Source organism: Streptomyces sp. NBC_00335, from assembly GCF_036127095.1.
Lineage (GTDB): Bacteria > Actinomycetota > Actinomycetes > Streptomycetales > Streptomycetaceae > Streptomyces.
In genome coordinates, this window is sequence record NZ_CP108006.1 from 1,104,959 (window position 1) to 1,118,744 (window position 13,786).

The window sequence follows — 13,786 nt, forward strand, 5'->3', positions numbered from 1 at the left end:
TCTGCCAGTCGGCTGCGGGGAGATCAAGTGATCTTGAGGGGGGACATGTCGAGGCATCAACCCCAAACGGGCGCGAGACGGTCGACCGGCCGTCACCGTCGCGCACTGCGTCCGGACATCGGCCGATGGCAAGCCATCCGGAGCCGCGACCTGGGACGAGCGGCTCTCCTTCGTACCCGACTACCGCGACCGGACTGGACGGCCCTCGGCGCCTTCGCCGAGCGCCTCTACGCCGAGTCCGAGCAGCATCGCCGAAACTGCTCGGCACGCGTCTCCGGCAGGGTGTGCTAGCCGGCTGTCTCCAGCTGCTCGTGCTGACGCTTCATGAGCGAGACCGGAGCGGGTTGTCCATCCGAGGGGGTGAGATAGACGGCCAGTGAGCCACCGGTTCGCACGATCGTCATGATCTGCCGCTTGGCGGGAGCCTCGTCGGCGGTCACGGAGTAGGAGACGGATTCGTCACCCACGTCGACTGCCGGCAGCGCCGCCAGGGTGACCGGGTCCGACCAGCCGCGTTGGGAGGAAGCCGAGAAGCTCTTGCACGTGGTGAGAGCCGCGTTCAGCTCGCTCATCCAGCCCTTCGCCTCACCCGTCGCGAAACTGGAGAGCACGATGCTCCCGCCGGTGTTTCCGTTCTTGTCCTGAAGCACCGCCCAAACCGTCCCGGTGGGTTGGTGCTTGGGCTTGACGCTCGTCAGGTCGGTCAGCGGCCGACAGGCCGGATCGGACGCCGTGACGACGTCCTCTTCCTCCAGCAAGGGATCTCGCTCGGGCATCACGGTGAACCCGGAGTGCTTGCCTGCCAGCAGGGCGTCCGCGAGTTGTGCCGAGGTGAGCATCGCGCGCCCCTTCTCTCCCTCCTCCCCCTTCTGTCCCGTCTCTCCGGTCTTCCCACTGGTGCAGCCCGCTGCTGCGGAGGACAGGACAAGGAGCACCGCCACCCCCCGTATGAAGCCACGCACGCTGTTTCTCCATCGTCGAAGGCAGGAAACCGAGATTCTGTCAGGTGCGGACGGTCCGGCTGTCGGCAGGATGGTTGTTCTCTTGGTGCAGGTGGCGGCCGGCCATCCCGCCGGCCGGATGGCGGGGTGGCCGGCGAGCGGACGGGGCCGCGAGGGCGAAGCGTTGGGCCGGTTCGGAGGGAAGCGGGGCGTGGTGGCCGGGCGGTGGTTCAGGAGGCCTTGCTGAGCTTCTTCCATTCGTCGTAGCCGATGCTCCAGTCGGCGTATCCGTTGCCGGGGCCGTCGGCGTTCTTGATGGCTTCCTGGCCCTTGATCGTGATCAGGTCGCCGAGGATGGTGTTGTCGAAGATCCACTTCGCATCGGCCGGGGTCATGCCGATGCAGCCGGCGCTGTGGTTGGTGTTGCCGACGTACTTCTGCGCCTCGGGAACCCCTTCGTGGATGTAGGCGCCGGTGTCGGTCACCCGCATGCCCCAGTTGACCACCACGTCGTAGTCCACCGGCCCGCCCACGGACGCGGAGGTCATGTGCACCTTGGGTTCCCGGGTCTTGAGGGCGTAGGTGCCCAGTCGGGACTGGCGGCCCTTGACGGGCTGCCCGCCGGACATGGGGATGGACTTCACCACCTTGCCGTCACGCTCGACGATGAGCCGGTGGGTGTCGAGGTCGGCGGTCAGCTGCTGGTCACGGCCGATCTTGAACGTCCGGTTCAGGTCGCGGTCGAAGTGCGCGCCGCCGGGGTCGACCGTGGTGAGCGTGCCCTTGACCGTGACGTCCGTGCCGGGCTTCCAGGGGTCCCTGGGGCGCCAGTCCAGGCGGTCGTGGCCCGAGGGTGTGGTCACCCAGCCCCAGGAACCCTCGGTCGGGGTCGACGCGGTGACCGTCAACGCCTTCTCCACCGCGGCCTTGTCCTTCACCGGCTTCTCGAACTGCAAGGACACCGGCTGACCCGTACCCACCGTCTTCCCCGCCCCCGGAATCAGGTCGAAGTCCAGTACGGCTCCGGTGGTCACCTTCGGCGGAACGGCCGCCTGTGACGCCGCGGCCTGCACACCCGCCACGTCGGCGGACACCTTCGAGTCGTCCGCCCGAACCGTGTCCCCGCCGGAGCCGCAGGCCGTGAGGAGCAACAGCCCGGCGACGGCGGCGAACAGCGGGGCCGCGGCGCGGCCACGACCGCGGACGGAAGCCGCCGGGGTCGTCTGGGGGCGAACACGCATCATGGTGGACGGCTCTTCTCTGGAAAGGGCTGGCTGGTACAGCTGTGAGGACGGCTGCCGTCAGACAAGCGGTTCTTATCTGCTGATGACCGTTGTGTGACAAACGACAGGCCCGTCTCGTCGCGGATCGGCCAGGCCGGAAGCCGGGTCCCCGCTCATGGCTCGGGCAGGCGGCAGCCAGGAGGGGCGTGCCCACGACGTCCGCCGCCACCTCGACAAGCCGGTGGTCGCCCAACGCATTGCGAAGTCCCGGGTGCTCTGAGCCGCGTGCGCTGCCCGCCCACCCGGTGGGCCCGTGGGGCTCTACGTACTAGGGGACACGGTCGGTCAGCACATCGCCAGGCCGGACGCCGCCAAGCAGTTCACCGCCATCCGCTGCCGGACGTTACCCTCTGCCGGATGACGCCGAAGCCCAGCAGCACCCCGCCGGTCGAGCGGCGCACCGTGACGGTCAACGGCGGAGTGCGCCTCGCCTACGAGGTCACGGGCCCGCCGGCCGGACCGCCGGTGCTCCTGCTCCCCGCGCTCGGCGAGACCGCCGCCGACTGGGTGCCCGTACGGGACGAACTCGCGCGGGAGCGGCGGGTGTTCGCGCTGGACCTGCGCGGCCACGGAGCCAGCGCGTGGCCGTCGGCGTACTCGCTGCCGCTCATGCGGGACGACGTACTGGGCTTCCTGGACGCCCTCGGGCTCGACCGGGTGGACCTGGTGGGCCACTCGATGGGCGGGGTCGTCGCGTACCTGGCCGCCGCCGCGCAGCCGCACCGCATCAGCCGCCTCGTCCTGGAGGACGCCCCCGCGCCGCTCCCCCGCGAGGCCTCGGCCCCCGTACGCCCCGAGGGCGAGCTCTCCTTCGACTGGGCGATGGTGCTCGCGGTCCGCCCCCAGCTCGACCGCCCGGACCCGGCCTGGCTGGCGGACCTGTCCCGGATCACGGCCCCGACCCTGGTCGTGTACGGCGGCCCCGCCAGCCACCTGGCGCCCGCCTCCTTCGACGAGGTGGTCCGCCGCATCCCGGACGCCCGCCTGATCACCCTCGCGTACGGCCACCTGATCCACGCGGCGGCGCCCGCGGAGTTCACGGCGGCCGTCGCGGCCTTCCTCACGGAATGATCCCGGCCGATATCACCGGCCGGGGCGTCGCTCAGGCTGCCGACTGCAGGGCCGAGAGGCGGCGCACGAAGAGGATGGCGGCCACCGCCGCCACGGCGTAGATCAGGTCCGAGGCCGCGCCGAACAGGACGGCGTCGCGCACGGCGTCGTCACTCAGAGCTGTGGCCGCGGACCGGTTGGCGGCGACGGACGCCACCATCGCCGCTCCGAACGTTCCGGCCCAGACGAAGACGGGGGCGGGTGAGGTCAGCGCGGCCTTGCCGGGCAGCCTCGACGCGCTGGCCGCCCACACCTTCATCGCGATCAGGCAAGGCAGGACGGTCCAGCCCACGACCGGGATGAACCAGACTCCGATCGCCCAGCCCGCACCGCCCCGGATGGCTCCCCGCGCGTACACCCCGGCGTTCACCCGGACCCGGTGGAACCAGACGATGAAGACCACCGCTGCGGGGATCATGGCCGTCATGAACAGGCTCACCGAGATCGTGAGCAGCGTCCCCGAGTGTCCCAGCCCGACGGGCTCGGTGTGCTCGTCCAGCCGGAAGTACCGGTTGACCCCGGCGGCCACGGCGAGCAGCCGGGTCAGGGCGCACAGGCCGAGCAGCACGGTCAGAGCCGTGGCCAGTCCCTTCGGCGAGCGGAGCAGCGAGCGCGCCGGAGGCGCGCCGAGCGGAGACAGTCTTGCGGAACCGGGACCGGCGGACATGACGAGGGACCCCCCACGGGTGCGTTGACATGCGGAAACCCGCCTGCTGGGGCGGGAAGGCAGAACATACGGCACCGGTGGGCCCGCGCCGCAGGGCGCCCCGGCGCGCGGGCGCCCTGCGGCGGTGGTGTCAGGCCCGGCGGTGAGGTCAGGCCCGGTGGAGGTTTCAGGCCCGGTGGAGGCGGAGCGTGACGATCTGGAACGGGCGCAGGGTGAGCGGGATCGTCCCGTCCGGGGCGGGGGCGGAGACGGCCGTGCCCTCCAGGGGGCGTTCCAGGAGGTCGCTCTCGATGGCCGCCGACAGCGGGAAGCCCGCCGCGAGGGTGGCGTGCGCGCGGCCGCCCCGGGACTCGTAGAGGCGGACGATCACGTCGCCGCTGCGGTCCTCGGCGAGCTTCACCGACTCGACCACCACCGCGTCCGTGTCGACCGCGACGAGCGGGGCGACCGGGCCCGCGCCGCGCAGCACGCGCTCCGGCAGGTTCAGCGCGTGCCCCTCGCGGACCGCGTCGCCGACGGCCGCGCCGGGGGCCAGCGAGAAGCGCAGGGTGTGCGCGCCCTGGTCGGTCTCCGGGTCGGGGTAGCGCGGGGCCCGCAGGAGGGAGAGGCGGACGGTGGTGGTCTGGCCGCCGTCGGGGCGCATGTCGCGGGTCACGTCGTGGCCGTAGGTGGAGTCGTTGAGGACCGCGACCCCCCAGCCCGGCTCCTCCGCGTGGATCCAGCGGTGCGCACAGATCTCGAACTTGGCTCCCTCCCAAGAGGTGTTCGTGTGGGTGGCCCGGTAGACGTGTCCGAACTGCGTTTCGGAGGCGGATCGTTCGGCCTTGACGTCCAGCGGGAAGGCCGCCTTGAGGAACTTCTCCGTCTCGCGCCAGTCCACGTCCGTGACGATGTCCACCGTCTTGGCCCCGGCCCGGAGCGTGAGCGTCTGGACGACGCGGGACAGGCCGAAGGAGCGGGTCACCCGTACGGCGCCCGATGCCGGACCGGCCTCGGCGACCTCCAGCGCGTCCACGTCCACCAGGTCCGTGACCTTGTTGCGGTAGAACTCGTCGATGTCCCACGCGTCCCACATGTTCGGGAAGTCGGGGTGGATCTGGAGCAGGTTCGCGGCGGCCCCCGGTGCGACCGATTCCCGCCCGGCCTCCAGGTCGTACGCGGACACGATCAGCCCGCGGCCGTCGATCTCCACGAGGAGCCGCCCGTTGGCGAGGACATGGCCGCCGCCGTGCCGCTCCTCCACCGTGACGGGGTGCGCGGCCGCCGCCGGCAGGCCGGCCCCGCCGGCCGGGATCCCGCGCCGGGCGTGCGGGGCGCAGTTGAAGACGAGCTCCTCCTCGCCCTCACCCGCGAGAGCGGTCTGCGCGGCCACGGTGATCGCCGTCAGCTCCTCCCGCACCTTGGCGTACGTCTCGCGCGCCTCGCGGTGCACCCAGGCGATGGAGGAGCCGGGGAGGATGTCGTGGAACTGGTGGAGCAGCACGGTCTTCCAGATCCGCTCCAGGTCCTCGTACGGGTACGCGTACCCCGGGACCTTCACCGCGGCCGTGGACGCCCACAACTCGGCCTCGCGGAGCAGTGATTCGCTGTGCCGGTTGCCCTGCTTGGTCTTGGCCTGGGAGGTGTAGGTGCCGCGGTGCAGCTCCAGGTAGAGCTCGCCGGCCCAGACGGGCGCGTCCTCGTACTCGGCATGCGCCTTCTCGAAGAACGCGTCGGGGCGCTCGATCTCCACGCGCGGGGAGCCTTCGAGGTCCCGCTGCCGCTTGGCGCGGCCGAGCTGCTCGCGGGTCGGGCCGCCGCCGCCGTCACCCCAGCCGAAGGGGGCCAGCGAGCGCGAACCCCGGCCCTTCTCCTGGTAGTTGCGCGCGGCGTGGGCCAGCTGGGCGCCGCCGAGGTCGGAGTTGTAGGTGTCCACCGGCGGGAAGTGCGTGAAGACGCGGGTGCCGTCGATGCCCTCCCACCAGAAGGTGTGGTGGGGGAACTTGTTGACCTGGGACCAGGAGATCTTCTGCGTCAGGAACCACTTCGAGCCGGAGAGCTTGACGATCTGCGGCATGGCGGCGGTGTAGCCGAAGGAGTCGGGCAGCCAGACGTTGTTCGTCTCGATGCCGAACTCGTCCATGAAGAACTTCTTGCCGTACAGGAACTGGCGGGCCATGGCCTCGCCGCCGACCATGTTGGTGTCGGACTCGACCCACATGCCGCCGACCGGCACGAACTGCCCGTCGGCGATCTTCTTCTTGACCCGCTCGAAGAGCTCGGGACGGTGGGTCTTGATCCAGTCGAGCTGCTGAGCCTGGGACATGGCGAAGACGAACTCGGGGTGCTCCTCCATCAGGCCCAGCATGTTGGAGGTGGTCCGCGCGACCTTGCGCACGGTCTCGCGCAGCGGCCACAGCCACGCGGAGTCGATGTGGGCGTGGCCGATCGCGCTGATCCGGTGCGCGGAGGAGTTGGCGGGGGCGGCCAGTACGGTGGCGAGCCGCGCGCGGGCGTCGGCCGCGGTGCCGGGGACGTCGCAGAGGTCCACCGCGTCGAGGGCGGAGTCGAGGGCGCGCAGGATCTCGTAGCGCCGGGCATCGCGCTCGTCGAGCTGTGTCATCAGGTCGTAGAGGACTTCGAGGTCCTGTACGAGTTCCCAGACCTCGGTCTCGAAGACGGCGAGGTCCATCCGGGCGAGCCGGTAGAGGGGCTGGTCGCCGCTTGTCCGCTTGTCGCCCTCGTAGGTGACGGAGTGGTCGACGAGGATCGGGTTGGAGGCGCCTTCGACGTACCACTCGATGCTCTCGTCGCCGGCCGCGCGGTCGGCGACGCGCACCCAGTCGTTGTACGGGTTGAGCGCCTTGACCTCGCCGCCGTCGGCGCGGTGGACCAGGCCCTCGCACTGGAAGCCGGGCATCATCCGGTCGAAGCCGAGGTCGAGTACGGCTTCGACGGTGCGGCCGGCCCAGTCGGCGGGGACGGTGCCGGTGACCTTGAACCAGGTGGTGCCCCAGGCCGGGCCCCACAGGTCGCCGATGGCGCAGGGTTCGTAGGAGGCCGCCAGGCCCTCGGCGACGGGGACGGGCTCGCCGGGTGCCTCCCAGCGCTCGACGGTCAGCGGGACCGAGCGCGAGTGGACGGCGGGCTTGATGCGCTCCTTGAGGACACGGCGGAGGCGGTGTTCGGTGATGCTGCGGTCGTCGTGCATGACGGCTGCTCCAAGGTGGGGTGGACTGCGATCCTGCGCTCGGTCGGGCGGTGGGCCGCCGGGGCCCGGTCAGGTCTTGACGGCTCCCTCGCCGACGCCCTTGAAGAAGAAGCGCTGAAGGGCGAAGAAGAGCAGCATCATCGGGATCAGCGCGGCCATCGCACCGGCGGCGATGATCCGCTGGTCGCTGACGGTGGTGGCGCCGGCCAGGGTCTTCAGGCCGAGCTGGAGGGTGTAGTTGTCGCTGTTGGTCAGCACCAGCAGCGGCCAGAGGAAGTCGTCCCAGGCGCCCATGAAGCTGGTGATGCAGACGACGGCCAGGGCTCCCTTGGCGGCGGGGAGGAAGACCCGGGTGAAGCGGGTCCACTCGTTCGCGCCGTCCAGGACCGCGGCCTCCTCGACCTCCTTGGGGACGGAGAGGAAGGCCGAGCGCATGATCATGATGTTGAGGACGGAGACCGCGCCGGGCAGCCAGACACCGATGAGGGTGTCGACCAGGCCCATCTCGCGGACCGTGAGGAACATCGAGATCATCACGGACTCGAAGGGGAACATCAGCGTCGCCACCAGCACGGTGAAGACGATCTTGCGGCCCTTCCAGGCGGCCCGGGAGAGGGCGTAGCCGCCCATGGCCGCGAAGAGCATGTTCGAGGTGATGGCGAGGACCGCCACCGTCAGGGTGTTGCCGACGTACTGGAACAGCGGGAACGACTCGGCGACCCGGAAGTAGTTGTCGAGGGTGGGCTGCGAGGGCAGCACCCCGTCGTACACGTTCTCGGTGCGGCCGCGGATCGAGGTCAGGAACTGCCAGACGATCGGTCCGAGCATGATCACGAGCATCAGGAGGAGCGTGGCGTACCGGCCGGCGAGGCCGATCCAGTACCGCCGCGCGTCGGCTCCGACGCGCTTGCCCGCCTTGTCGCCGAGGGAAGCGAGGGTGCTCAACTTTCGTCTCCCTTCGAGAGACGGCGGCCCAGCAGGCTGAAGACCAGCGTCAGGAGGAACAACAGGATGGAGATGGCGGCCGCGTATCCGGTCTCGCCGGAGAAGCCGAGGCCGACCTGCCGGATGAGGAAGGGCAGCGTACGGGCGCCGCCGCCGGGACCGCCGCTCTCGCCGCCGAGGATGTAGATCTCGGTGAAGACGCGGAGCGCGGAGATCGCGGAGAGGGTGCCGACCAGCAGCATCATCGGCTTCACCTGGGGGACGGTGATGCTGAAGAAGCGGCGGACCGGGCCCGCGCCGTCGAGCGCGGCTGCCTCGTAGAGCGAGGTGGAGACGTTTCCGAGGGCCGCGAGGTAGAAGACCATGTAGTAGCCGAGGCCCTTCCACACGGTCACGATCATCGCGGAGACCAGCAGCATGGTGCTGTCGGTCAGGAACGGGATCGGCTCGGAGATGATGCTCAGCTTCTGGAACAGCGTGTTGACCAGGCCGTCGCTGCGCAGCACCCACTGCCAGATGAGGCCGACGACCACGGCCGAGGCGATCACCGGGGTGTAGAACGCCGAGCGGAAGAAGCCGATGCCGGGGACCCTCGTCTGGACGAGGACGGCGAGGGCCAGCGGCAGGAAGACCAGACACGGGACGACGACCACGAGGTACAGCACGCTGTTGCCGGTGGCGACCCAGAAGTCGGAGTCGGCGAAGGCGTGGGTGTAGTTGTCGAAGCCGACGAACCCGCCGCCGCGCAGGATCTGCGCGTCGGTGAAGGAGAGGATAACGGTGTTGACGAACGGCCAGAGGCTGAACATCGTCACCATGATCAGGCCCGGGGCGAGGAAGAGGTACGGGGTCCACCACTTGCGGTGACGCAGCCCGGTCTCGGCCTCCATGGCCTGCTTGGCCTTCTTCGCCTGCTTGGCCTGCTTGGTGTTCTTCGCCTGCTTGACCTGCTTGGTGTTCTTCGCCTGCTTGGACGGCCTCACCCGCTTCGCCGTCGTGTCGGGAGCGGCACCGGGCGCGTCCCGCGACGGGCCCGCCTTCTCCCGCAGTTCCGTTCCTGAGGATGGACTCATGGCGCCTGCCTCTCCCTTCTCCGCTGCCGCCGTCACTGCTGGACCGACTTGGCGAGCAGCTTGTTCGCCTCCTCCTGCGCCTTCTTCACCGCCGCCTTGGCGTCCTGCTCGCCCTTGATGGCCTTCTGCATCTCGCGCACGACCACGTCGCCGACCTGGTTGGTCCACTGGACGGGGGTGTTGGCGTCGAGTCCGGCGGTCTTCAGCTGTTCGGCGCCGACGGCGCGGGCCAGCGTCTCCGCGTCCTTGCCGTCGCCCTTTTCGGCGAAGAAGGGGTCGGCGAGGCCGGTGGCGTTGGACGGGTAGATGGTGGCGTGCTTGGAGAACTCCACCTGGTTGGGCCCGTTGGTGAGCCACTTGGCGAACTCGGTCGCCGCGTCCATGTGCTTGGTGTCCTTCTTGATGCCGAGCGACTGGGCGTAGATGCCGATGTGGCCGAGCTGCCCGGTGACGGCGTTCGCGACCTGCGTGTTCGCGTAGATCTGCGGGGCGTTCTGCTTGATGTCCTTGACGAACCCCGGGGAGCCGGGGCCGAAGACGATCTTGCCGCCGCCGTAGAGCTGGTTGATGTCGTCCTGCTTGAGCAGGGACTCCTTGGGCATGGCGCCCTTGGCGTAGAGGTCCTTCATCCGCTCGACCCACTCGACGGCCTTGTCGGTGTCGAAGGTGAACCGGTCCTGCTTCTCGTTCAGGATCGGGACGCCCATCTTCTGCCAGTCCCCGGGCAGCCGGCCCTTGGGGTCGGCCATGAAGGCGGAGTACTTGCCCCCGGACTTGGCGGCGATCTGCTCGGCGTAGTCGAAGAACTGCTCGACGCTGGTCGGCGGCTTTGCCGGGTCGAGACCGACCTTCTCGAAGAGGTCCTTGTTGTACGTGAGGATCTCCGGGGTCACGTACCAGGGGTAGGCGAACACGCTGTCGCCCTTGCCGGGCAGCTTGAACTGCTCCCAGGCGCCGGGGACGTAGTCCTTGGCCACCTCGGGGTCGAGCTTCGCGACGTCGGCCAGCATGCCGCGGTCGCCGAGGAGCTGGAAGGAGTCGGTGGAGAGGTTGACCACGTCGGGGAGGGCGCCGGCCTGGGCGTCGGCGACGATCTTCTCGTTGTAGCCGTCGCCCGGCACGTCCTCCCACTTGACCTTCGCGTCCGGGTACTGCTTCTCGAACGCGTCGATGACCCCCTGGACGTACGACGTGAACATGGGCTTCAACTGGAGCGTGCGGAACGTGATCTGACCGGCCACCTTGCCGGTCTTCTCCCCCTCCTTCACGTCTCCGGCGCCACCGCTCATGCCGCACGCGGAGGTCGCGAAGAAAGTGCCGGCCACGAGGGTGGTGATGGCAATGCGGGTCACGTTCTTACGGGTCATCGTCGCCGCCTTCAGGGGGAGTTCCGGCCTCGTCGCCGGATCACTGGGCCAAAACTCACCCGAAATCAAGGTTCCGTCAATATGACCAAAGTCCCGAGAGGGAGGTACCCGTACGTCCCGAATTACCACAGAGGAGGGAAGAGCAGTCCGAAAGTCACTCCATGACCACCACTCTGACCTGCACTGATGCGCTTTAGTCCTTATCGCCTTTGGCGTGATATCGATTCGATAACGAACCAAACCGGGCGGTGCAGGTTGACTTCTTATCGCCGGTTAACGAAAGCTGGCACTAATGCGGTTTACCCAGCACACCCCTCACCCGCATACCGCACGACAGCTCCGCCACTCCTGCCGACCCCACCCACCCGGATCGTCCGGCACGTACCGCCGGTGAAAGAGGGATTGACAGCCATGGCCGAGATCACGTTCCATCAGACGAGCCTCACCTACCCCGGCGCCGACCGCCCCACGGTCGAATCGCTGGACCTCGACATCGCCGACGGCGAGTTCCTCGTCCTCGTGGGCCCCTCGGGCTGCGGCAAGTCCACCACCCTGCGGATGCTGGCCGGCCTCGAAGAGGTCACGTCCGGCTCGATCTCCATCGGCGGCCGCGACGTCACGCACCTGCCGCCCAAGGACCGGGACATCTCGATGGTGTTCCAGAACTACGCGCTCTACCCCCACATGACGGTCGCTCAGAACATGGGCTTCGCCCTGAAGATCGCCAAGGTGGACAAGGAGACCATCCGCAAGAAGGTCGAGGAGGCGGCGAAGATCCTCGACCTCACCGAGTACCTCGACCGCAAGCCCAAGGCCCTCTCCGGCGGCCAGCGCCAGCGCGTGGCCATGGGCCGGGCGATCGTCCGCGAACCGCAGGCCTTCCTGATGGACGAGCCGCTCTCCAACCTGGACGCCAAGCTCCGCGTCCAGACCCGCGCCGAGATCGCGAACCTCCAGCGGCGCCTGGGCACCACCACCGTCTACGTCACCCACGACCAGGTCGAGGCCATGACGATGGGCGACCGCGTCGCGGTCCTCGCGGACGGCCTGCTCCAGCAGTGCGACTCCCCGCGCACCATGTACGACCGCCCGGCGAACAAGTTCGTGGCCGGGTTCATCGGCTCCCCCGCCATGAACCTGCTGGACCTGCCCCTGGCCGGGGACGGCATCCGCTTCGGCGGCTCCACGGTCAAGATCAGCCGCGCGGCCCGCGAGGCGGCCGCCGGCGACACCGTCACCCTGGGCATCCGCCCGGAACACCTGGACTTCCACGCCGCACACAGCGACAAGGGCCTGCCCGTCACCTTCTACTCGGTGGAGGAGCTCGGCTCGGACGGCTTCGCGTACGGCAACCTCGACCTGGGCAACGGCGAAACCCAGCCGCTGACCGTACGGACGTACGGCCGCGAGGAGGGCCTGCGCGGCAAGACCATCCGGGTCATCCCCCGCCAGGAGTCCATCCACCTCTTCCACCCGACGACGGGCGAACGCCTGCCCGACTGATCCGAGTGGCCCGACCGGCCCCGATGGCCCCGGACCGGGGGATGGCGCCGGTCCGGGGCTCTCCCGTGCGGGAGCGGTTGCTCCGGACGCTCCGGACGCTCCGGCAACCCCGTGGCGCCGGCGCCCTCGGCCGGGGTAGGTTCCCTGCCACGGCGTGTAGCTCAGCAGCCAGAGCACCGGCCTGCACAGCCGGAGGGCGCAGGGGCAGGACCTGCCACGCCGACGATGACCGAGAACACGATCCCGTACGCGACGCAGGTCCGAACGGCCGGCGAGGTGGCGCGGCTGCTCGCACGGCGACGACCGAAGCGCGCCCTCGCCGCGGAGCGCGAGGCCCTGACCGTGTGGCGCCCCTTCGAGGACGAGCTCCTCGCGTACTGGCTGCGCGGCGCGGACGCCACCCTCGCGGAGGGTGCCGACCTGCTCGACCGGTACGAGGCCCTCGCGGCGGCGCACCCCCTGACCAGCCGGCACCGCGACCCTCGGTCCCCCGCGGCGATCCTGCGCCGGGCCGTGCGGGAGCGGGTCTCGGGTCGCGAACTTCCGCCCGGGCCGGACGGGTTGGTCCACCACGCCACGGCGTCGATGGTGGCCCGGCACGGAGCCCCCGGTTCCGCCGCGCACACCCGGATGCGCCAGGATCAGGCCCGCCGGGCGGCCCGGCCCGCGCACCACGAACTGGCCGCGCTGGTGAGCCGCCGCCTGGCCCGGCTCGACCAGGACTCCGGACTCTCCGACGTGGACGCACCCGTCGCCCCGGTCACCGCCGAGGAAGCCCGGGAGACCGGCCTGCCCGTCGGGACCCGGGTGCCCGCGTACGTGCGCGCCCTCGTCGCCACCGCCCTGCGCGCCCCCGCGGACGTGCTCGTCCAACGGGGCGTCGCCACCTCGGCGGAGGACACGGCCGGCCTGGCGGGACCGCTCCTCGACGCGGAACTCGCCCGGGGCCTCCGTCCGTACACCGCCGACGGACCGGAAGGACGGGAATCCGCGCGCGCCGCGCTGCGCCGACTCGCCGCGTTCGGCCTGGAGTCCTTCCCCGGAGCCGACCCGACGCCCCGGTTCCTTGCACAACTGGCCGCGCTCGCCGACCGGGCCGGGCTCTGCGCCTCCTTCGTCCTGGACCCCTACGCCGACAACTACACCGGGACCGTGACCGCAAGCGTGCTCCCCGCCGCGCGCGTGAGCGCGGAGCTGCTGCACGGGACCCCGTACGCGCGCTACTACGGCATCGACTTCGTGGCGCTGCGGGAGCTGGCCCGGGCGGACGACCGGGAGGGCTTCCAGCGGCTGTGCGTCGAGCGCGCGGCCCTCCCGCGGCCCGGCCACCGGCCTGAGCGGCCGCCGCCCTCCCCCGCCTTGGCCAAGAACCCCGCGATGGTCGAGCAGGTCCGGATCCTCACCGCAGGCAATCTCGCGCCGCTGATCAGGGAGTTCGGTGTCGTTCCGAGCGCAGGCTGGGACTCCCTTGCCCGCGCCTCGTTCACCGAGGCACGCCACCGGGGAGCCACCGCGAAGCGGATGGCCCGTGCCTGGCGGCACCTGCTGTTCCACCTGTCGCAGTGCGACGCCGAGCGGCGTGCGGCCGTCCTCGACTGGATCGACTCCGAGACCGCCCGTCTGCCGGTCGGCAGGGCCGCCCGGCTCGCGCCCCTGATCGCAGACACCCGCAGCGCTTGCGAGTTGCCCTAGTGCTGTGGCCGGCGA

General features: G+C 70.2%; 10 protein-coding genes and 1 tRNA gene. 4 read left to right on the top strand and 7 right to left on the bottom strand.

Features of this window, described 5'->3' with window-relative positions:
- Positions 1-287: 287 nt before the first annotated feature.
- Together OHA37_RS05100 and OHA37_RS05105 are read right to left on the bottom strand one after the other, a co-directional pair.
- A complete protein-coding gene (locus OHA37_RS05100) occupies positions 288-839 on the bottom strand; it encodes a hypothetical protein (RefSeq protein ID WP_266902895.1) in 552 nt (183 codons plus the stop codon).
- Between the two features lie 332 nt (positions 840-1,171).
- Positions 1,172-2,185: a L,D-transpeptidase gene (locus tag OHA37_RS05105; protein ID WP_266902897.1), complete on the bottom strand. Its 1,014-nt coding sequence runs from the start codon at positions 2,183-2,185 to the stop codon at positions 1,172-1,174.
- 396 nt (positions 2,186-2,581) lie between these two features.
- Here OHA37_RS05105 and OHA37_RS05110 point away from each other — a divergent pair, with 396 nt between their 5' ends.
- Entirely contained in the window at positions 2,582-3,295 is a 714-nt protein-coding gene (locus OHA37_RS05110; RefSeq protein ID WP_266902899.1) for an alpha/beta fold hydrolase, read from the top strand.
- Positions 3,296-3,326: 31 nt separating this feature from the next.
- Here OHA37_RS05110 and OHA37_RS05115 read toward each other — a convergent pair whose 3' ends face one another.
- From OHA37_RS05115 to OHA37_RS05135, 5 genes are all read right to left on the bottom strand, one after another.
- Complete coding sequence (locus OHA37_RS05115; protein ID WP_266902901.1) at positions 3,327-4,001, bottom strand: DUF4328 domain-containing protein; 675 nt, start codon at positions 3,999-4,001, stop codon at positions 3,327-3,329.
- 166 nt (positions 4,002-4,167) lie between these two features.
- Positions 4,168-7,191 (bottom strand): alpha-mannosidase, encoded by a 3,024-nt coding sequence (locus tag OHA37_RS05120; protein WP_266902903.1) that lies wholly within the window; start codon positions 7,189-7,191, stop codon positions 4,168-4,170.
- Positions 7,192-7,260: 69 nt separating this feature from the next.
- Positions 7,261-8,136, bottom strand: a complete 876-nt coding sequence (locus OHA37_RS05125; RefSeq protein WP_266902905.1) for a carbohydrate ABC transporter permease — start codon at positions 8,134-8,136, stop codon at positions 7,261-7,263.
- Positions 8,133-9,026 carry a carbohydrate ABC transporter permease gene (locus OHA37_RS05130; RefSeq protein WP_266912515.1) on the bottom strand — a complete coding sequence of 298 codons (894 nt, stop codon included), beginning with the start codon at positions 9,024-9,026 and terminating at the stop codon, positions 8,133-8,135. The genes OHA37_RS05125 and OHA37_RS05130 overlap by 4 nt, the downstream gene beginning before the upstream one ends.
- A 215-nt stretch (positions 9,027-9,241) precedes the next feature.
- Positions 9,242-10,576: an ABC transporter substrate-binding protein gene (locus OHA37_RS05135; protein WP_266902907.1), complete on the bottom strand. Its 1,335-nt coding sequence runs from the start codon at positions 10,574-10,576 to the stop codon at positions 9,242-9,244.
- Positions 10,577-10,987: 411 nt separating this feature from the next.
- Here OHA37_RS05135 and OHA37_RS05140 point away from each other — a divergent pair, with 411 nt between their 5' ends.
- From OHA37_RS05140 to OHA37_RS05150, 3 genes are all read left to right on the top strand, one after another.
- Positions 10,988-12,079 carry an ABC transporter ATP-binding protein gene (locus OHA37_RS05140; protein ID WP_266902909.1) on the top strand — a complete coding sequence of 364 codons (1,092 nt, stop codon included), beginning with the start codon at positions 10,988-10,990 and terminating at the stop codon, positions 12,077-12,079.
- A 150-nt stretch (positions 12,080-12,229) separates the two neighbouring features.
- A tRNA-Cys gene (locus OHA37_RS05145) sits at positions 12,230-12,302 on the top strand.
- Positions 12,303-12,304: 2 nt separating this feature from the next.
- The gene (locus OHA37_RS05150; protein WP_266902911.1) at positions 12,305-13,771 is read left to right on the top strand and encodes a hypothetical protein; all 1,467 of its coding nucleotides are present in this window, start codon (positions 12,305-12,307) and stop codon (positions 13,769-13,771) included.
- Positions 13,772-13,786 lie beyond the last annotated feature (15 nt).